The 20,207-nt window shown below is 59.9% G+C and carries 18 protein-coding genes; 7 read left to right on the top strand and 11 right to left on the bottom strand.

Features of this window, described 5'->3' with window-relative positions:
- Position 1: 1 nt before the first annotated feature.
- Positions 2–391 (bottom strand): ribbon-helix-helix domain-containing protein, encoded by a 390-nt coding sequence (locus IG629_RS20015; protein ID WP_193173679.1) that lies wholly within the window; start codon positions 389–391, stop codon positions 2–4.
- A 211-nt stretch (positions 392–602) separates the two neighbouring features.
- Here IG629_RS20015 and IG629_RS20020 point away from each other — a divergent pair, with 211 nt between their 5' ends.
- Both IG629_RS20020 and rpmB read left to right on the top strand, forming a co-directional pair.
- The gene (locus IG629_RS20020; protein ID WP_193173680.1) at positions 603–1,115 is read left to right on the top strand and encodes an Lrp/AsnC family transcriptional regulator; all 513 of its coding nucleotides are present in this window, start codon (positions 603–605) and stop codon (positions 1,113–1,115) included.
- 157 nt (positions 1,116–1,272) lie between these two features.
- Positions 1,273–1,566 (top strand): 50S ribosomal protein L28, encoded by a 294-nt coding sequence (gene rpmB / locus IG629_RS20025; RefSeq protein ID WP_193173681.1) that lies wholly within the window; start codon positions 1,273–1,275, stop codon positions 1,564–1,566.
- 81 nt (positions 1,567–1,647) lie between these two features.
- On the opposite strand, the gene IG629_RS20030 is transcribed toward rpmB, so the two are convergent.
- A complete protein-coding gene (locus IG629_RS20030) occupies positions 1,648–2,928 on the bottom strand; it encodes an ArgE/DapE family deacylase (RefSeq protein ID WP_193173682.1) in 1,281 nt (426 codons plus the stop codon).
- A gap of 254 nt (positions 2,929–3,182) precedes the next feature.
- Here IG629_RS20030 and IG629_RS20035 point away from each other — a divergent pair, with 254 nt between their 5' ends.
- Complete coding sequence (locus tag IG629_RS20035) at positions 3,183–5,558, top strand: tetratricopeptide repeat protein (protein WP_193173683.1); 2,376 nt, start codon at positions 3,183–3,185, stop codon at positions 5,556–5,558.
- 189 nt (positions 5,559–5,747) lie between these two features.
- On the opposite strand, the gene IG629_RS20040 is transcribed toward IG629_RS20035, so the two are convergent.
- Together IG629_RS20040 and IG629_RS20045 are read right to left on the bottom strand one after the other, a co-directional pair.
- Positions 5,748–6,845 (bottom strand): COX15/CtaA family protein, encoded by a 1,098-nt coding sequence (locus tag IG629_RS20040; RefSeq protein ID WP_319025137.1) that lies wholly within the window; start codon positions 6,843–6,845, stop codon positions 5,748–5,750.
- A gap of 105 nt (positions 6,846–6,950) precedes the next feature.
- The gene (locus IG629_RS20045) at positions 6,951–7,214 is read right to left on the bottom strand and encodes a hypothetical protein (protein WP_193173684.1); all 264 of its coding nucleotides are present in this window, start codon (positions 7,212–7,214) and stop codon (positions 6,951–6,953) included.
- A gap of 371 nt (positions 7,215–7,585) precedes the next feature.
- On the opposite strand from IG629_RS20045, the gene groES reads away from it, so the two are divergent.
- From groES to IG629_RS20060, 3 genes are all read left to right on the top strand, one after another.
- Positions 7,586–7,876: a co-chaperone GroES gene (groES, locus tag IG629_RS20050; RefSeq protein ID WP_193173685.1), complete on the top strand. Its 291-nt coding sequence runs from the start codon at positions 7,586–7,588 to the stop codon at positions 7,874–7,876.
- Between the two features lie 17 nt (positions 7,877–7,893).
- Positions 7,894–9,549 (top strand): chaperonin GroEL, encoded by a 1,656-nt coding sequence (gene groL / locus IG629_RS20055; protein ID WP_193173686.1) that lies wholly within the window; start codon positions 7,894–7,896, stop codon positions 9,547–9,549.
- Between the two features lie 185 nt (positions 9,550–9,734).
- Positions 9,735–10,286, top strand: a complete 552-nt coding sequence (locus IG629_RS20060) for a PAS domain-containing protein (protein WP_193173687.1) — start codon at positions 9,735–9,737, stop codon at positions 10,284–10,286.
- Positions 10,287–10,302: 16 nt separating this feature from the next.
- Here the strand turns inward: IG629_RS20060 and IG629_RS20065 are convergent, their stop codons facing one another.
- The 5 genes from IG629_RS20065 to IG629_RS20085 all read right to left on the bottom strand — a co-directional run bounded on the left by IG629_RS20065 (position 10,303) and on the right by IG629_RS20085 (position 14,412).
- Positions 10,303–11,049 carry a sulfite exporter TauE/SafE family protein gene (locus IG629_RS20065; protein ID WP_193173688.1) on the bottom strand — a complete coding sequence of 249 codons (747 nt, stop codon included), beginning with the start codon at positions 11,047–11,049 and terminating at the stop codon, positions 10,303–10,305.
- A gap of 75 nt (positions 11,050–11,124) precedes the next feature.
- Entirely contained in the window at positions 11,125–12,249 is a 1,125-nt protein-coding gene (locus IG629_RS20070) for a sulfotransferase domain-containing protein (RefSeq protein WP_193173689.1), read from the bottom strand.
- Between the two features lie 209 nt (positions 12,250–12,458).
- Positions 12,459–13,085, bottom strand: a complete 627-nt coding sequence (locus IG629_RS20075) for an HAD family hydrolase (RefSeq protein WP_193173690.1) — start codon at positions 13,083–13,085, stop codon at positions 12,459–12,461.
- Positions 13,082–13,990 carry an NAD(P)-dependent oxidoreductase gene (locus IG629_RS20080; protein ID WP_193173691.1) on the bottom strand — a complete coding sequence of 303 codons (909 nt, stop codon included), beginning with the start codon at positions 13,988–13,990 and terminating at the stop codon, positions 13,082–13,084. Before IG629_RS20080 ends, IG629_RS20075 begins: the two co-directional genes overlap by 4 nt.
- Positions 13,991–14,007: 17 nt before the next feature.
- Positions 14,008–14,412, bottom strand: coding sequence for a tellurite resistance TerB family protein (locus tag IG629_RS20085; RefSeq protein WP_193173692.1), 405 nt, complete (start codon positions 14,410–14,412; stop codon positions 14,008–14,010).
- A gap of 205 nt (positions 14,413–14,617) precedes the next feature.
- On the opposite strand from IG629_RS20085, the gene IG629_RS20090 reads away from it, so the two are divergent.
- Positions 14,618–16,000: an amidase gene (locus tag IG629_RS20090; protein WP_193173693.1), complete on the top strand. Its 1,383-nt coding sequence runs from the start codon at positions 14,618–14,620 to the stop codon at positions 15,998–16,000.
- A gap of 21 nt (positions 16,001–16,021) precedes the next feature.
- On the opposite strand, the gene IG629_RS20095 is transcribed toward IG629_RS20090, so the two are convergent.
- Both IG629_RS20095 and IG629_RS20100 read right to left on the bottom strand, forming a co-directional pair.
- Positions 16,022–17,599, bottom strand: a complete 1,578-nt coding sequence (locus IG629_RS20095) for a SulP family inorganic anion transporter (RefSeq protein WP_226886964.1) — start codon at positions 17,597–17,599, stop codon at positions 16,022–16,024.
- A 292-nt stretch (positions 17,600–17,891) separates the two neighbouring features.
- The gene (locus IG629_RS20100; protein ID WP_193173695.1) at positions 17,892–20,189 is read right to left on the bottom strand and encodes a heavy metal translocating P-type ATPase; all 2,298 of its coding nucleotides are present in this window, start codon (positions 20,187–20,189) and stop codon (positions 17,892–17,894) included.
- Positions 20,190–20,207 lie beyond the last annotated feature (18 nt).

A 20,207-nucleotide genomic window follows, 5' to 3' on the forward strand; every position in this document is an offset into this window, starting at 1 on the left:
GCTAGTGGGCGGTGTCGCCGGAGCCTTGGTCGCTGAGCGCGTATTGCCTTTGTTCGACGGCAAAGCGCTGCAGTGCGATGTCGAGGTAGCCGGGGATCGGCTCCTGCCGGCTTTCTCCAAGCCCCGTTGCCGGGGCCGAGCTGAGCGCGTCTTCGATATTATCCACTACCAGACGGAAATAGGTCAGCAGGAAGACACGCAGTGCGGATGACATACTCGATTCCTGCCGTCTCTCGGCGACCATGGTGCAAAGCCCATCCATGCCGATCGATTCTCTCTTGCAGATATCGGAGAGGCCATTCCAGACTTGAGCTTCCAAACTGACGCTTGTGCGTCTATGACCGATCGTGACGTTCTTCCTGATCCGGTCGCTCCCTATTACGCGTGCCACTCCTGATGCTCCCGATTTACTTAAGCACACAACTGTATGGTTAACGTGCCGCATTTCTACTGGTAGTGCAATATCGAACGCTATCTTCGCGTTTGAGGCGTTTGAACGTCAGGTTCATCCGGCTGTCACAGCGCGTTACCGGAGTTGCTTTGCAGAGCGGCCGCGGGGCTTTATGATCTGTTTGAAACTGGCGGGCAGAAGGAATCTCCCCATGAGTGCGAACGGTGAGGGACAACTGGACAAGGTTGGCTGGCAATTGCTGCGTGTGTTGCAGGAGGATGCCCGGCTTTCCTTCAGCGAACTCGGCCGCAGGGTCGGCTTGTCGTCTCCTGCCATCGCCGAAAGGGTCCGCCGGATGGAGGATCTCGGGATTATCACCGGGTACCGAACCACGGTGAATCCGGACAAGCTGGGATACCCGACAACTGCCTTCATTCATCTGAAGACTTCCGGCGAGCACTATAACAAGATCGCGACGGTCGCTCACACATTGAGCGAAGTGCTCGAGTGCCATCATGTCACCGGGCAGGACAGTTACATGATCAAGGTCATCGTCTCCTCGATGGTGCATCTGGAGCATGTGATCTCCCAGATGCGCAAATACGGTGAGACGACAACCTCCATCGTTCTGTCGTCGCCTGTTAAGGGCAAGATGATCGCGGCCGGGCCAAGCGTCAGGGTCGGCCCCGCCATGCCGCCGATGTTCCTGGTCGAGAACGAGTAGGCAATCCGAGGCGCCGGGCTGAAAGTTCAGGCCGGCAGCCATGGTTTTGGCCTGAATCCGCTTGACTGAAAAATAGGGCTCGCGTATATGCCCTCTTCCTCGTGGAGCCCCGGCTCCGCGAAACCCAATTCTATCGTGTTGACCGAGGATTAGAAAAATGGCGCGTCGTTGCGAAATCACCGGTAAGGGTGTCCAGACCGGCAACAATGTGAGCCACGCGAACAACAGGTCGCGCCGCCGGTTTCTGCCGAACCTGCAGCAGACCTCGCTGATGAGCGATGCGCTCGGCAAGATGGTCCGCCTGCGTCTGACCACGCATGCGATCCGGTCCATCGAGCATAATGGCGGCCTTGATGCCTACATGCTGAAAGCCAAGAATTCCCAGCTCGGCCTCGAAGCTCGCGCGCTGAAGCGCCGCATCGAGAAAGCTGCTGCTGCGAAAGCCGCTTAACGCAGCTTACCCAAGTTTGGTTATTGAAAACGCCCGCGTCAGCGGGCGTTTTCTTTTGTGCGGTCCTGGTTGATTGGGCCGTCAGATCTTTTCAAGCCCGCACCAGTCGGCGATGAACAGAGCCATGGCCGCCGTCACCCGGCGGACGGAGGGCAGGTTTACCCGCTCGTCGAAGCCGTGCACGTTCTCCGCGATGGCTCCATAAACATAGCTCGGTGTCTGGTTATAGAGGCCGTGGAAGCGCGAATCCGTCAGCGCGGTCGAGGACCGGCGTCCGAGCGGTGCGCCGAAGACGGTCTCGTGACAACGGTCGAGCATAGGCTCACCCGGCGTGCCGGCGGGAACCTCGTATCCCGGAGACAGGAAGCCCTGCCATTCGATTTCCGGCGGATTGTTCGCCAGGAACGTGTGTGACTTCGAGGCCTCGGCAATCGTCTGCGTCAGCCGGGCCTGGATGGTCGCCGGATCGACGCCCGGATAAAGCCCTACCCGGACTTCGAAAGTGCACCATGCGGGGACGCTGGAGGTCCAGTCGCCACCCTCGATCTGGGAGATCACCACATTGACCGGATGCGGGTTGTCCTTGAAGGCCGGATGCTTGTTCTCCGGCAGGTTCCATTCTTCCTCGAGCGCGTGCAGGGCATTCCAGAGCGGGATGCAGGCCTCGATGGCATTCTGCCCACTGCCCGCATGGGCGACATGGACGGGAATGCCGGCAACCTTGACCCGCATCCATACCACCCCGACCTGCGCTTGCGTAAAGGTCTCGCCGGTCGGCTCCGGGATCAGCACCGCATCGGCCTTGTAGCCGCGCACGAGGGTCGAGAGCGCGCCGTTGCCGGTGCATTCCTCCTCGATCACCGACTCGAAGTGCACGGTGCCGCCCGGGCGGTAGCCGGCACGTTTCAGAGCCTCAAGCGCGCACAGCGCGCTGACGGTGCCCGTCTTCATGTCCCCGGCGCCGCGGCCATACATCCAGTCACCGTCGATCTCGGCGCCGAAAGGCGCGCGTGTCCACATCTTCTCCGGCCCGATCGGTACCACGTCCACGTGGCCGTTCAGGATCAGCGATCTGCCTTTCGGATTTTCCGGCCGCCAGGAGGCGACGACGGTCAGGGCGTTCTCATAAGAGACATCGACGGGCGAGAAACCCGGATGCTTGGCGATCTCGTCGGGATCGATATGCCACATGTCCACGGCATAGCCGAAATCCCTCGCGGCACGAGCCATCAGGTCCTGAGCCGACGCTTCCTGCCCGCGCGTCGAGGGGCAACGCACCAGCTCCTGGCTGAGCTGGAGTTGTTCATCAAATCCCGCATCCACGGCGCGCATGATCTCGGTCGCGACTGATTGTTCTGGCATGGGTGTCTCCTGATCGCTTGAAGGGGGGGCCTGATCTGTCGGGGAAGCGCTGCAACTCACGGGAAGTTCCTGTTAGCGCGATCCTTTATGGCTGAGTTCGTGTCATGTAGCTTAACGTGTATGGTTAATGCGTGTGTGCTGTAGTCCACATTTCTGTAAGTCCAGGGGGGCACCATGAGAATATTATCGTTCGAGTTAGGTGATTAATGTCATCAGATGGTTTGGCTGGAGCGACAGGGAGACTCCTGCCGTCTGTGCCTGATCTTTACGGGGTGGCTGCCAGCGCGTGGCACAACGGCGATCTCGCCGGAGCGGCGGCGATGGCGAAGTTGATTCTTGAACGGGAACCGGGGCATGTCGGTGCTCTGGAGATCGTTGGCATCGTGCTGCTTCAGCAGGGCAATGTATCCGCTGCTTATGGAGCACTGAGGCGGGTTGCCCAGGTTCAGGCTTTGAGCGAAACAGCGCAATGTAGGCTTGCCGAGGCTGCGCAGGCTTCCGGGCATTCCGAAGAGGCGTTTCGTGCACTCAGTCGAGCACGTCTGGCAAGCCCTGGTTTTCAGCCCGCTCTTCTCAAACTAATTAGTATTCTGATCTCGGAGGGAGAGGTCAGCGAGGCGCTGGTACTTGCAGACCGGATCGTCCAGACCGGCTCTCGTGATGCCAGTGTCTTTGCCCTCCGGGGCGGCCTTCGACGGAGGGCAAAACCTGCTAAATCCTCTAAGTCTGATTATGTGCGCGCTCATGTTCTGGCGCCTGAGCATACTGGGTATCTGTTTCAGTGCATGGTGGCCGCGCAGTGGTCCGGTGACCCGAACGGTGCCGAGCGATTGCTTCAGCGTTATTGCTATTACTACGCCGCAAGCGATCCACGTGGTTGGGAGGCGTATTTTGATCTGCTGGATCATCGCCGACGCCGTCATGAAGCAACACGGCATCTGAAGCGAGCACTCGTTCTGGAGCCGGGCCGCGCGGAGACCTGGAGACGGATGTCCAACGCTGAATGGCAAAGTCCGTCGATTGGTTTCGCCGAAATCGCGATGGCGGTCAGTGATCCGTCTGATCCAATTGCCTGGGTGAGGGTGTTGGCGGCTATGGTCGGTTGCTCGGAGCAGCAAGACCGGCTGGCGCAAATCTACATCCGGGCGGAGAAGGCCGCACCATCAGCCCCCTCCGTTCGTTGGTCTTTGGCAAAACTGACACATACAGTAAACCAGCCTGCTGAAGCGGAGCGCCATATCCGACTCTATTTTCAGGAGGTGACAGCGGCGCTCGACGGGCGCTATTCGGACGCCAGACACGATGGCGGCATGGTCGATTTTCTCTACTACCTCATGTTTCGTGGCGAGGCAGATCTCTGTCGGCACTATGTCCCAAGGGTTAACCCGTCCGCAGGCGGGAATGTCGAAGCTGCTCAAAGACTTCTTGAGTTACGGCTGGTGTTGCAGATGGTCGATGCCTATCGGGCCGACGCACACATCTGGCAATCTGGCCCGCGACGTATTGTATCCGTCCCGGTCTGGGGGGCGGAATATGTCGATATGTGGCTCAAGTACGGACTGGCCTCACTGTTTGGGGAGCAGAACAGGGATTATTGGAGGGAAGGAGAAACTGTCTTTCAAATCTTCTCGACGCCGGAAGACTGGGCCCGTCTGCAGAGCGCACCCCTCTTTCAGCAATTGGGTCAGCAGTTTGTGGCCAAGTTTATCGACGTTACGCCTGTCTTGGAAGCCGGTATGGCATCAGAGTCTTACAAGGCCTTGTTGCTCAGCCATTGGACTTCAATCTTCATTGCCCGTGATGAAGATGCTGATTTCATGGGGCTCGTTGCCGATTACATTTTCGCGGATGGATCTCTTTCTACCTTGGCGGATCTCTTCGAAGATAAGGGAAAGCATTCTGCTTTCACCGTCGATTTCTGGGTCGCCATGGCGGGAACGGGCTCTTATGACCTAGCCCGGTCGAATGACGGAACACTGAGTGTTTCCATGCGCGAAATGCTTGATATTTTCTGTTCCCATACCTCGTCGCGAATTCATTTCAATGAGGCTGGACCGGAGCTGGATTCAATTCCGTCCGACCCATCGCGGATCTATAGCCGGATACCCAACGGAATGCGGATTGATAACCTGCAGCCGCAATTGTTCTATGCTCGTCCGGAGGTGTTGCGGAATCTTTGGTCTATGAGATTCCCGATGACCGATAATGGCCTTGTCGACATGATCCGTGCGGCATCGGACAGTTTCGATGACATGGAAATGCTGGTCGATGGCGATCTCTTCGGCTGCACTGTTCTCGATTTTGACGAGGAACACCGCGCTGCGACTGGCTATTACCCGTCCCGTATGAACAGCACGGACCCGGTTCAGGATCTGGCGGCACAGATCAGCCGAAGCCATCTGTGGAGCCGTGGTCGGGAATGGGCGTTGCAACATCCGCTCTATGTGACGAACGACGCGAAACCTCCGCAGTCTGCTGTCGCCGACGAATTCATGGAACGCGTTTCCCTCCGCTTGCGAAATCCTGCCCCGATACAGTCGATCGATAGGATGCGGGATATCAGCCTGCCGATTCTCGATGCCTTCCTCGCCGAAATCAAGGCGCCGGCATCTCCGCTGCAGGAAGAGTAGAGGAGCGCGCCATGACCTGGTCCGTTTCCCTTGACGATGCGGTGACCGCTTTCCAGCCGGGGCGCTGGTCAAACGGCCTCTTGAATGTCGACCCGTCGACATTGGTGTTCTTGAGCTGTTCGAGGTCCTGCTCTTTCGGGAGGGACGGCGGGATGCCGCAGGCGAGCGGTCGGGCGCAGCGCAAGGCGCCTAAGAGATGCTCCCAGAACCGAGTGATTCAGCCTTTCCCGGATGCCTGCCCGACGTCTCGAACAATACCCATATAGCGGCGCAGAGCGTTAAGGCCGCGCCACCCTGGTGCGCGGCGCCAAGACTAACCGGAACCTGCGCAAGCAGCGTCGAGATACCAAGCGCAACCTGGATCGCGCTCATGCCGGCGAGGCTGTGGATGGCGAGGCGGGTGCGGGGGGCGATGTCTGTTGCGCGGACTGCCCGAACCAGTAGCCAGAGGACGCTGGCGAAGGTCAGGATAGCGATGAGGCGGTGATTGAACTGCACTGCGGCCGGGTTCTCGAAGAGATTGATCCAGAAAGGCTCGGCGAAGGCATAGTCCGGCGGGATCACATGCCCGTTCATCAGCGGGAAGGTGTTGTAGATCAGTCCGGCATCCAGACCGGCGACGAACGCTCCGGCGACGGCGGTGATGGCGATCAGGTGTAGCGCCGCGACGGCATGACGACGATATTTGCGAGTGGCCTCGGCGGGGGTCCGGATCAGCCCGAGAGCTGTCCAGATCAGCGTGACGAGGATCAATAGGGCCACAGAAAGATGAATGGCCAGCCGGTACTGGCTGACGGCGGGGTTATCGACCAGCCCGCTTTTTACCATCCACCAGCCAATGCCGCCCTGAATGGCGCCGAGCAGGAAGAGGAAGCCGAGCCGGGGATAGAGAGCCCGGCGAATCCGGCCGCTAAGGGCAAGCACAATGAATGGAACAGCGAAGGCGATGCCGATCAGCCGGCCCCAGACCCGGTGCAGATATTCCCAGAAGAAGATGTGCTTGAAGTCGTCGATGGTCATCCAGGTGTTCACCTTCTGAAATTCAGGTGTGTCCTGGTAGAGCGAGAAGACCCGGTACCATTCCGGCTCGCTCATTGGCGGCAGCCAGCCGATCAGCGGGCGCCATTCCACCATCGAAAGACCGGACTCCGTGAGCCGCGTGATGCCGCCGATGACGATCATCATGAAGACCATGACGGCGACGCCGGCCAACCACCAGGCAACGGGCCGGTCGGCTGCTGCATGCTTCGGCAGGGTCGGTCTATAAGGCTGGCTGGACGCGCTCACGCCGCACTCCGTATTCGGTTCTGGACGGGCGGAATGTGGCGTCAGGCGCAGCTCAGGTCAAATGGATGCAATGCCGCACCCTTTGACGCCGTGAGGTCGAGCTGATCAGTGCAGGCGAAACTCGACATCCGCGTGGCTGAAGTCCGCCACTCCGGTCAGAGAGCCGGCGCAAATGCTGACGGAATGGATCGGGGCTTCGATGTTCAGGCGCCAATGGTCGAGGAAGCGGCGCAGGCGGGGGAATTTCGGGATGACGTCGTGGGTTTGCCAGATGAAGCTTTGCAGGAGATCCGGGTAGTCCGGCATGCGGTAAAGGATCTCGGCGGTGGTCACGCGGCGCTCAAACAGAACAACTGGCTCAATCGACATATAGCGACTCCACAGATTGCATCTGGGGAAAGCTTGGGTTAGAACCGCCTCACATTTCAATAAATAAATTAAATCAATGCATTAGCAGCAGTGTTGGCGGATTGCTGCTAGCGCCATCCAGATGGCGGGGCCTTAATTCTCTTGGCAATGCAGCGCGTGGTCACCATGTGTTCCGTCGGGACTCAATATGCCCCCGCCCAAGGGCGCCGGACTCAGCTTTTTTCCTCACGCTCCGCGCCATTTCCTTGACAGCTGAAGTGCCATTCCTTACATCGTCAGCACTCGCCGGTGGTGAGTGCTAATACATTAGGTTCGCTCCGGCGAGCACTCATTGGAAACGTCACTAAGACGATTAATTCGGAGGTTATGGCATGAAGTTCAGGCCATTGCATGACCGGGTCGTGATCCGTCGCCTTGAAGGCGAGGAAAAGACGGCCGGGGGCATCATTATTCCCGATTCCGCCAAGGAAAAGCCGATGCAGGGCGAAGTCGTCGCTGCCGGTACGGGCGCACGCGATGAAAACGGTAAGGTTCAGCCGCTGGACGTGAAAGCCGGCGATGCCGTGCTGTTCGGTAAATGGTCGGGTACGGAAGTCAAGATCGACGGCGAAGAGCTGCTGATCATGAAAGAGTCCGACATCATGGGCGTTCTGGAATCCTAAGAAAGGACTGATCCATCATGGCTGCTAAAGAAGTTAAATTCGGCTCCGATGCTCGAGCCCGCCTGCTGGCTGGCGTCGACATTCTTGCGGATGCCGTCAAGGTTACTCTCGGCCCGAAAGGCCGCAACGTTGTTCTCGACAAGTCCTTCGGTGCCCCGCGCATCTCCAAGGACGGCGTGACCGTTGCGAAAGAGATCGAACTTTCTGACAAGTTCGAAAACATGGGCGCACAGATGGTGCGTGAAGTTGCTTCCAAGGCGAACGATATCGCCGGCGATGGCACCACCACTGCTACGGTTCTGGCTCAGGCCATCGTGCGCGAAGGCTCCAAGGCCGTCGCCGCCGGCATGAACCCGATGGACCTGAAGCGCGGCATCGACACGGCAATCGCCGCTGTTGTCGCCGACATCGAGAAGCGCGCCAAGAAGATCTCCACGACTGACGAAGTCGCGCAGGTCGGCACCATCTCCGCCAACGGCGAAATCGAAATTGGCGAAATGATCGCCAAGGCGATGGAGAAGGTTGGCAACGAGGGCGTTATCACGGTTGAAGAAGCCAAGTCCCTGCACACCGAACTCGACGTTGTCGAGGGCATGCAGTTCGACCGCGGCTACCTCTCCCCGTACTTCGTCACCAACGCTGACAAGATGACCTGCGAGCTGGAAAGCCCGTACATCCTGCTGCACGAAAAGAAGCTCTCCAACCTGCAGGCTATGCTGCCGGTTCTCGAGCAGGTCGTGCAGTCCAGCCGTCCGCTGCTGATCATCGCTGAGGACGTCGAGGGCGAAGCCCTGGCGACGCTGGTTGTGAACAAGCTGCGTGGTGGCCTGAAGGTCGCTGCCGTCAAGGCTCCGGGCTTCGGCGATCGCCGTAAAGCGATGCTGGAAGATATCGCCATCCTCACCGGTGGTACCGTGGTCAGCGAAGACCTCGGCATTCAGCTCGAGAACGTGTCCCTGGAAATGCTCGGCACCGCCAAGCGCGTCCAGATCACGAAGGACGAGACCACCGTTGTCGACGGTGCCGGCGAGAAGACCGACATCGAAGCACGCTGCAGCCAGATCCGGGCCCAGGTCGAGGAAACTGCCTCCGACTATGACCGTGAAAAGCTGCAGGAGCGTCTCGCGAAGCTGGCCGGCGGCGTTGCCGTTATCCGCGTCGGTGGTGCTACCGAAATCGAGGTGAAGGAGCGCAAGGATCGTGTCGATGACGCGATGCATGCAACCCGCGCCGCGGTTGAAGAAGGCATTGTCCCGGGCGGCGGTACCGCTCTGCTCTATGCCGTGAAGGCGCTCGACGCCATCAAGCCGGAAAACGAAGACCAGAAAATTGGTGTGAACATCGTGCGCAAGGCCATCCAGGTCCCGGCACGTCAGATCGCCAACAACGCCGGTGAAGACGGCGCGGTCATCGTCGGCAAGATGATGGAGTCGAAAGACACCGACTGGGGCTTCGACGCTCAGAAGGGCGAGTTCACGAACCTCGTCAAAGCCGGCATCATCGATCCGGCCAAGGTTGTTCGTTCCGCTCTGCAGAATGCCGGCTCCGTTGCCGGTCTGCTGATCACGACCGAAGCCATGGTTGCCGAAAAGCCGGAGCCGAAGGGTGCCGGTGGTGGCATGCCTGGCGGCGGTATGCCGGACATGGGCGGCATGGGTGGCATGGGCTTCTAAGCCAAGCCTCCAGATACCTTATCGAGAAACCCTCCAGGGCTTGCCCTGGAGGGTTTTTCTTTTTTGAAACCGGTTTCTTTGAATGGGTGCGTTTCAGGTGTACGGTGGGCGCACAACTATTTGTTTTTGTTTGTCTGAAGTATTTTTCTCGAAAGTATATGCATGCAGGTAAGGGAACCGGCGGCATGTCGGATAACAATACGATCCCGCTAGAAGAACGGGCCGAGAAACTGATTGATTACTGGCGCGGGAAGAAGCCGGGAGGGAAGCTTCCGGGACGCGGCCATATCGATCCAACAGAGATCCCCGACCTGCTTCCCCATATCGGCCTGATTGACGTCATTGGCAGTGGTTCGGATTTTCGGTACCGGCTGGTCGGCACCCATCTGAACCAGGTTTTCGGTGAAGATTTTACCGGCACGAATGTCTCCGAGACAAAGATCGGGGCGTATGGCGACTTCCTCACCGACCTTTATCGATCGGTCTTGTCGGCGAACGGACCGATCGTCAGCGACAGCATCTTCGAGTTCAGGGAAAAAAATCACCTGAAGATCCGGCGCATTTTGCTGCCGCTTGCGCGTGACGGCAAAGAGGTCGACATGATTTTATTCATGAATATCTTCAGGACACGAAACGATTCAGAGGTCATCGCCGCCCGATACAGGCGTGGCATGGATGCGCTCTTCGACCAGTATCAATTGAGCGCAAGCACCGAACTGTCGCGTCGCCCCCTGTAAGCAAGGGATGGTTTATTCAGCTCATGACGGCTTTGGCTGCTATAGCCAGGCCGAGCAACAGTACGCCTGCGAAGAAGACCTGCCGGAAGCGTGCCTCGGACAGATATCCGCGGATTTTGCGTCCGAGCACCATGCCGAGAATAGCGGGGATCAGGCCGAGTGCCGAGGCGAGGCCGAGATCCGGATCGACATGGGCGCCATGTCCGAGCGCGAGGGCCAGAGCCGCCGTCGACAGCAGGAACAGCATGCCCATGGCCTGAATCAGCATGTCCCGGGGCATTCCTGTCGCCTGCAAATAGAGCACGCCCGGCACCATGAAAGAGCCTGTCATGCCGGTCAGGATGCCGTTGGTTATTCCAAAAAGCGACCCGCTCCTGAAGGCGGTTTGCGCTGACATCGAAAACCGGAAACCAGCAAGTCCGGTGGTGGCATAGGCAATGAGCAGCAGGCCAAGCAGTGCGGAGAGATAGGCCAGGTCGACATGGCTGAGAGCCTGGGCGCCGATCCAGATCGTTACCGTGGCCGTCAGCAGGAACGGCCAGGTTTTTCGCAGGATTTCCCGGATGTGTCCGCCGATTGCGGCTTGCCAGAGATTGGTCGCGAGCGACGGTACGATGAGCAGGGCCATGGCGCTGGGAAGATCCAGCAGCAATGTCATCAGCCCAAGCGTGATCGTCGGAAGCCCGAGCCCGATGACGCCCTTGACCGTGCCGGCGAGAAAGAAGGTCGCGGCGGCCGCGGCGAGAAGCAGTTCTGATTCCATCACGTCACTCTAAATGATGACCGTTAATCGGCAATCCTACGAATGTGACTGTTGGGTTGGAGGGGTGGGTTCAGTTTATTCGGTCCATCTGAGTTCTTCGAGAAAGTCGCGCGGTATATGTTCGCAAAGTACGTTTTGGGCTAGGGCACGTTGAGGTTCGGTGAATTCTTCTTTCCACTCATCTAATCGGCCGCTTCGAAAATGATTCCGCTCTGACCGGTAATTTTCCAGTTCAATGCGGTTCTTCTGCATCGGTACTTCGTAGAAGTGGCAGATTTCGGATATTGAGAGGGACGGGTCGGTGACCAGCTGTTCGAAAGTTGATAAGTGAATATCGATATCGTCTCGACTTGAGCGAGCATGCATCCAATCGGCTACCCATTTTGCCCTGACTGGCAGGTCACGATGGAGACTTTCTTCAAGTCGTTCCTTCCGGTTCTCCGGATTAGGCTGTCTAATTGTTGGATCAAGTATCGGACTCGTTGCTGCGACTTTTTCATTATGGAATTCGGCGGATATAATTGCTTGTTCCGGGCGTCTTAGATGGACAACTATTTTTCGTACGCCTGCCTTAACAAGTGCATCAATATTTTCATCAGTTCCGGGCAGATGTTCTTGGGTAAGGGCGCCTCCCTTGGCAAATTGTCTCGCCCAAGAGGGGATCACTTTATCAAAAAATTGAGTGTCTAATGAAATTCGGCAAGTTGGTAAATCGAGTAAATCTATAAATGCTGAAAGGAGTGTCATGCTACCAGATTTATGCATGGTGTTAAGAAACACGCTCGGCATTTCTTCTCGTATTCGTTCTTTCTGATATGTATTGAACCATTGCCGTCTGGAGCTGTCGCGCGGTGTGCTGGGGTGGCGCATCCATATATTCCAGTGAAAATCCGGATCGCGTTCATGCCAGTGGTCAAGAATTCTTACAGCTAAACCTATAGTTCCTAAGCTTTGGATAAGTCTGTGCCAAATCGCATATTCTTGTTCTTGTAATTTATTTGAACCAGACGCTAGTACTATCGAAAATAAAATTGCAGATTGATCAAAGTTTTTCTGCCCGTAAGCTATAAAAGCAAGATTTTTAAGGTATTTTATATCAGGCTTGATTGATTCGTTGAGCACAGCTTCTATAATAGATCTGGTTTCTTCTGAGTTAATTCTATTTTGACTTGATGTCGCGGAATAATAATCCAGACCCATGACAGCCCTCTTATTTGTTATGGTTAATATAATTAACCATAAATTTGCAACTTTCAAGGGTGTTGTGGCTCTAAGGAAAGCTTTTGAATGTAATTGTCAGTGCAATGAAGTGAAATGCCGGGCTGGTTTAGTGTCTTTTAGGTCGCCGAGTACATGTGGGGGCATTTGGTAAATCAGTCTTGTGATCTTGAGATGTCGCAGATCAAGTCTCAGATCAGAGCAAGCGCCCGGCATTTTTGCAGGCAGGCGTCTGGCCCATCGAAGAGATGTGTCTCGAAACCGAGAGCCTTGGCGGAAGCAATATTCGCGGCGCTGTCGTCGATGAAGAGTGTGCGTTCCGGGGTAATGCCGAACCGGTTGATACAGAGTTGGAAGATCGCCGGGTCCGGCTTCTTCATGCGTTCTGCGCCGGATACCACGACGTCTTCGAAGTCGTTCAGGAAATCGAACCGGCGCCGGGTGTCGTCAAAGGTCTCCACGCCGAAATTGGTCAGCCCGTAGATCCTGGTGCCTGCTTCTTTCATCTGGCGTTTGGCGGCGACCATCGGGGCGATGGCGCCGGGGATCATCTCCTGGAAGCGCTCGTAAAAGGCCTGGATCAGAGCGGCATGCTCCGGATGCTGCGGGATCAGCACCGCGACCTGCTCTTCCGGGCTGCGGCCGAGATCGTGCTGGACGTGCCAGTCCATCGTACAGACTTCCGTCAGGAACCAGTTCACACGCTCTTCGTCTGCGCTGCCGTCTTTCGTCAGGAAGATGCTGCGATAAAGATGACGGGGATCCCATTCGATCAGGACATTCCCGACATCGAACAGAACGGCGTCGATGGTCGTCATTGCGAGCCTTTCCGGCTTTCGGCGATCTCGATAATGAGAGAGGAAATGTTCAGGTCGCCCTGGGACCCATCAAGCAGGGTCTGCCAATGGTCGGCATTATTGGCGAGGCCCGTCAGCTCGATACCGGCCGAACGGGCCAGTTCCAGTGCCTGGTTCGCCAGCTCTGCCTGCTCACGAACGGTACGGCCGGCCCGGAATTCGCGGTCGGCCATGCGGCGTCCGCTTTCCGACAGCACGGCGCCCCCGACAGCACTGTCGGCAAGGGCCGCAAGCAGGGCATCGGCTTCGACCCCGGAGGCGGCGGCCAGTGCCAGCCCCTCCGCAAGGGCCTGGACCATCTGGCCGTGGATTGCGGCTCCGCAGGTTCGGATTGCCTGGCCTGAGCCCACCGGTCCGGCATGCAGGACCTTGGTGCCGAGAGCGTTGAGGAAGGGCCAGATCCGGGCGAGCGCCATGTCGGTGCCGCCGATGGAGATGGTGCCGCCCAAGGCTGTTTCGGTCACCGGTGCGTCAAGCCAGATTCGACCACTCTGCCGCACCCGGTCCGCGAAACTCCGGGTCGTTGCCGGTGCGGTTTCTCCGATATCGACGATCAGGCCATCGGGCGGCGTGCCGTGCAGCACGCCATAGCGGTCTTCCTCCGGATCGAAAACGACCCGTTCGAGCGCCTCGTCGCTGTTGACGGCGATCAGGGTCGCTTCCGTGTAGCGGGCGACATCCCGGGGGCAGGGCTCGACCTCGATCAGGGGATGGGCTTCCCCGAGTGCGGCGGCTTTTTCGGTGTTCTGCGTCCAGACATGCAGTCGCGCGCCTTCGTCCGTAAGTTTACGGGCAACTGCGAGGCCGCGCCGGCCGAGACCGACGAGACCTATTCTGCGTCCATCAAGTGACTTCGGGGCTGGCATGATGCCGCCCGTCTCCCTCAGGGCCGGGCGTAGCGCGCTGCAGATCCGCGCTCGATCGCTGCGGCCGTCAGCCGATCGACATTGAGTTCATGGCGGAGCATTTCGAGGAACCGCAGTTCTTCCTGGGTCGCCGTGCCATCGGCAGCGACGACATCGCAGGCCAGAGCGTATGCGGTCGCGCGGAGTTTCTCCGGCAAGGTACGCTTGATCTGGTCGACTGCGGCATCGAGGCCGTCGGCTTCGCTCAGCAGATCGATCGCCGAGCTGGCGATCTGACCGAAATTGCCGGTCTCGAAATCCTGGAAGATCGGCAGCACGTTGATGATCTCGCTGATCGTGTTCAGCTCTTCGTCATCGACATTGCCGTCTGCGGCCGCACTCAGGACCATGGCATAAATCAGGGCGGAGTGGGTTGTGATCATCGCTCGCCTGGCTCTCTAAATTACGTGTACGCCCAAGGATATAGCGGCTCACGGCCATTAGCGATACCCCGGAGTGGTGCGGGCTGTGCAATTCCGCACGGCTCCGGATCAGTGTCGTGGCACAACGCATCTTCCTCGTGCTTGGTTGACGGCGCTAGTCTGGCTTTTGAACAAGGCACAAACGAGGCAGATGGGGGCTGAAGTGATGGCGGGAATACCGGAAGATCCGTTCGAAAAGGGCGGCATAGTTGGGTTTGCAAAGGATCTCCGTGCCGGCCGGACCAGCAGCGAGGCCGCAACGCTGGCCTGTCTTGAGCGGATCGATGCGCTCGACGGCAAGATCGGCGCCTTCCAGCATGTGGCCGCCGAAAGCGCCCTGCGCACCGCGCAGGCGATGGATGCCTTGCTGCGTGCCGGTACCGATCTGGGCCCGCTGATGGGTGTGCCGATGGCGGTGAAGGATATCTATGCAGTCGAGGGCATGCCGACCACGAACGGCTCCCTGATTGAGTCCGCCGACATCACCGGCCCCGAGGGCAGCTACGTGAAGTCCCTGAAGCGCGGCGGTGCCGTGGTCCTCGGCAAGACCAAGACCGTGGAGTTCGCGCTTGGCGCGACCGGTATCAACGAAGCGCGCGGCACACCCTGGAACCCGCGGGATCTCGATACGCACCGTTTTCCCGGCGGCTCCTCCAGCGGGTCCGCGGCAGCGACGGCGGCTGGCATGTGCGCTTTTGCGCTGGGCTCGGACACCGGCGGCTCGATCCGCATTCCGGCGGCGCTCTGCGGTCTGTTCGGCCTGAAGACCAGTGTCGGCCTGATCCCGACCGACGGGGTATTTCCGCTATCGCCTACGCTCGACAGTCTAGGGCCGCTCTGCCGAACTGCGGCGGATGCAGCGCTGGTGCATGGGGCGACTTCCGCCATACCGATGCCGCAACCGGCGGCGGCAAGTGCGCTGCGCCTCGGTGTGCCGCGGGATTTCTTCTTTGAAGATCTCGACGACGCGGTCGCCGATTGCGTGGAGAAGGCCCTTGCGGCGCTCCGCGAGGCAGGTGTGGAGCTGGTCGAACTGACAGCGGAAGATCTGCCGGACCCGCGTGAGCGGGAGACGGTGTTCCCGACCATTGTCGGCCCGGAAGTACTGGCCAGCCTCGGCATTGACCGGTTCACCGCCGGACGTGACGATATGGACAGCGTGACTGCAATGCGAGCCGCTATCGGGCTTGATGTTTCGGCGGTCGATTATGCCCTGGCCTGTCGCCGACACGCGGCGTTGAAACCGCTCGCCGAGAAGGCTTTGCGCAATCTCGACGGGATTGTCATGCCGTCCACGCCGATGGTCGCAATGCCGCTTGCCGATCTGGAGGCGCCGGAAGGTGCCGCGCGCTCGATGGCGGCGTCCCGGAACACGCAGCCGGGTAATCTCTGGAGCCTTTGCGGGATTTCCCTGTCGGTGCACCAGTATGGCTCGGCCTTGCCGGTGGGGCTGCAGATCCTTTGCCCTCACGGCATGGACGCACACGCCCTCTCGGTCGGTCTCGCCATCGAAGCTATCGTTGGCCGACCGGGGGCGCCGGTCTCCTGACAGAAGGTGGGCTGACCGGGCCTAGTGCCCGGTGCCGACCTGTCCGGTCTTGAGGTCATAGTCAGTCGCGACGCCGTATGTCGGATCTTCGTCGTCGCGCTCTTCCACAAGCTGGCCGGCCTTGCCGAGGAGTGCCTTGCAGTCGCGGCTCAGGTGCCGCAATTGCAGCCTCTTGCCGAGCTCGTCATAGCGCTTTGCGAGGCTCTCGATAGCCTGCAGGCCGGAATGGTCGACGACGCGGGAATTCATGAAGTCGATCACCACGCGGTCAGGATCTTCCTTCGGCGTGAACTGGGACAGGAAGCTTTCCGTGGAGCCGAAGAAGAGAGGCCCTTCCAGGCTGTAGATCTTGGCGCCGGATACATCGACGCCCGAGACGGCATGCATCCGGGTGGCCGCGTTCCAGGCATAGAACAGGGCCGACAGGATTACGCCGACGATCACCGCGACGGCGAGGTCCGTCATCACCGTGACGGCGGTGACGAGCACGATCAGCAGTGCGTCCTTGCGCGGGATGCGGCGCATGATCGTCAGGCTCTTCCAGGCGAAGGTGCCGATCACCACCATGAACATCACGCCGACCAGCGCCGCCAGCGGGATCTGCTCGATCAGGCCGGAGGCGAACAGAATGAAGCTGAGCAGGAACAGAGCGGCGGAGATACCGGAGAGTCGGGTGCGGCCGCCCGATTTCACGTTGATGACGCTCTGACCGATCATGGCGCAACCGCCCATGCCGCCGAAGAAGCCGGTAACGGTGTTGGCGATGCCCTGGGCCAGACACTCCTTGGAAGCGCCGCCCTTGGTTTCGGTCATGTCGGCGACGACGTTCAGGGTCAGCAGGCTTTCGATCAGGCCGATGGCTGCCAGGATGAGGGAATAGGGCAGAATGATCTGCAGCATCTCAAGCGACAGCGGCACCATCGGGATGTGGAAGGCCGGCAGCCCGCCCTGGATGCTGGCGAGATCGCCGACGCGCGGCAGGTCCAGATTGAAGCCGATGACGATCAGCGAGACGATACCGACGGCGGCCAGCGGCGCCGGAATGAATTTGGTGATGCGCGGGACAACGTAAATCAGCGCCATGGTGAGGGCGGTGAAGCCGAGCATGAGATAGAGCGGCTCGCCGGTCATCCATGTCATGCCACCGTCCGGCATCTTCACTTTGAACTGGCCAAGCTGGGCCAGGAAAATGACGATGGCGAGGCCATTGACGAAACCGAGCATGACCGGATGCGGCACCATGCGGATGAATTTACCCCAGCGCATAACGCCGGCGATGATCTGCAGCAGTCCCATCAGCACGACGGTGGCGAACAGATATTCGACGCCGTGCCGGATCACCAGATCGACCATGACGACCGCCAGCGCGCCCGTGGCGCCGGAAATCATGCCGGGACGGCCACCGATCAGGGCGGTGATGAGGCCGACGATGAAGGCCGCATAGAGCCCGACCAGCGGGTGCACATGTGCGACAAAGGCGAAAGCGACGGCTTCCGGCACGAGAGCCAGGGCGACGGTCAAGCCCGCCAGGATGTCGGCCTTGATCTGGAGCGGGGTCAGCTTTTTGTCCCCGTCGTTTTTTCCTGTCATGGAAGACATAAGCGATTTCATCGCTGGCAACATGGGAGCGCGTCTCATTCGTCTGATCTGGTTTCGGGGAGCCCGACGCTCATTCTTCCGTCCCCGGAAGGAGGCTCCGGGCACGCAGGAGAGAGCATCATCTGCCGCTCTTATTACAGAATCGCACACGTGCCTCAACGAAATTGTGCAACGCAACATTGCATGCGTGGCTTGCGCGACTCAGGAGGCTTGTAACGAACTATCTGAAATTAATGAACTTTAAATTAAGGCAGCGCGCTTTTGCAGTTTCCGCGAACTCAGGCACACTCGTTCATCCCGCCGCGAAATCGAAAATATCCTCTTCCTGCGCATTGTGGATGCGGACCAGGGCGTCGACGGATTCGATGATCCGCTGTGCATCGCGGATCAGGTACCGGTCCGCTTCTTCTTCGCCGACGCCGGTCACCAGCCGGTCGAGCAGGCGGCCGAGATGCTGGATCTCGCGGTGCGCCCTGCTCATTGCCGCCAACCCGTGCGCGTTGCCCAGATGGGGGGCGAGCTGCGGGTAGACCGTCACCTCGTCCTCGCGCTCGTGCGGGACGATCTCGTCATTGATTATGCGGTTGGCGTCGGCGATATGGGCCAACGCCTCTGCGCCCTGGGCATCGTCCAGGGCGTCGGCATGGGCGCGGAGCTGGTCGAGCCAGCCTTCGACCTCTTCATGTTCCTTACGGAAGAGTCGTGCCGCTTCCTCCGACAGGCTCGGGCGCATGCCGAGACCGGGCGGGGCCAGTGCCCGCAAGGCATTCAGGATCACGGCGACATCGATCCCTTCCTGCAGGATAGCGCCCGCGACCGGGGTCAGATAACCGGCGGCGGCGAAACCCATGGCGATCAGCGATAGCGCCATGCCCGCGATGATGCTTTCTAGGGCAATGCGCCGCGAGCGCTTGGCAATGGCAAGTGCATCGGCGACACGGTCCAGCCGATCGATCAGCACCACGGCATCGGCGGCTTCAGAGCTGGCGGTGGCGCCGCGTGCGCCCATGGCGATGCCGATATCTGCGGCGGCGAGGGCTGGCGCATCGTTGATACCGTCCCCGACCATCAGGGTCGGGTATCGCTTTTTCTCGAATTCGACCGCATCCACCTTGTCGGCAGGCACCCGATTGGCGAGCACGGCGTCGAGGTCGAGTGCGGCGCCGATGGTTTCCGCCGCATCGGCATGGTCTCCGGTGACCATGACGATGCGTCCGATCCCGGCCTCGCGCAGGGAGCGGACGGCACGCGGTGCTTCCCGGCGCAGGCTGTCACCGAGCAGCAGCGCACCGACCAGCTCGCCCTCGATGGTCACGAACACGGAGAGGGCCGAGCGCCAGGAGGCCCGGCGGCGGGCTCGGTCCACCCAGGGCGCACGCTGATTACCGCCTGTCGTCATGGTCAGGCTTCCGGCGACGATCCGCTTACCCTCGACCGTGCCGGCCAGCCCGGCGCCAAGGTCTTCCCGGACATCGGTCGGCGGCACCAGTGTCAGACCCTTTGCTTCGGCGGCGGTGACGATGGCCTGGGCAATGACATGATGGGAGGCCTGTTCCAGGCAGGCGACCAGACGCAGCACTTCGTCCGGATCGATGCCGGGGGCGGTCTCCACCGCAACCAACCGGGCGCCGCCAATGGTCAGCGTGCCCGTCTTGTCGAACAGAATGGTGTGGGCCCGGGCCAGAGCTTCAAGAGCGGCACCGCCTTTTACCAGCACACCGCGCCGGGCGGCCTGGGAGACGCCGGAGATGAAAGCGACCGGGGCGGCCAGAATCAACGGACAGGGCGTGGCGACAACCAGAACGGCGAGGCCGCGCACCGGATCTCCCGAGACGATCCAGGCCGCGCCGGCAACGATAACGGACAGTGGCAGCAGCAGCAGGGCGAACCGGTCGGCTAGACGGATGAAGGGCGCCCGCGCGGTCTGGGCCGCGGCGACCATGGCAACGATCCCGGCATAGGTGCTTTCGCTCGCCGTGGCGGTCGCCTGCAAGGTGAAGGGGACGCCCGCATTGACGGCGCCGCTGCGCACCGGCTCGCCGGCATGACGCTGCACCGGGATCGGCTCGCCGGTCAGTGCGGCTTCGTCGATGACGGCATTCGCTTCGGCGCCGGTTTCAAGGATCACACCGTCGACCGGCACGATTTCGCCGGTGCGCACCAGCAACCGGTCGTGCGTCGCGACCTGCTCGACCTCGATATCTTCAAGTGTGCCGTCGACATAGCGGTGGGCCGTACGTGGCGCTCGGTCGGTCAGGCTCTTCAGGTTGCGCTCGGCCCGGGAGACGGCGAAATCCTCAAGCACATTGCCGCCGGCATACATCACCGCGACGACGACGCCCGCCAGTGTCTCTCCGAGGGCGAGAGCCGCCGACATCGAGAGCAGCGCAACCGCATCTACCCCCATGCGCCCGGCCAGCAGGTCGCGCACCATGGTGATTGCCAGACTGACGACGACAGGCAGGGTTGCGAGCCCCCAGATCCATGTGGCAGCGACGTCTTGGTCGAGCTGCCAGGCGAGGAGCCCGGCAATCAGTCCGGCAGAAGCGATGCCGATCAGCAGCCGGCCTAAAAGACGTGTTGAAATCATGGCTCTCTCTGTCACTCT

It is taken from the genome of Nisaea nitritireducens (assembly GCF_014904795.1).
Taxonomy (GTDB): domain Bacteria; phylum Pseudomonadota; class Alphaproteobacteria; order Thalassobaculales; family Thalassobaculaceae; genus Nisaea; species Nisaea nitritireducens.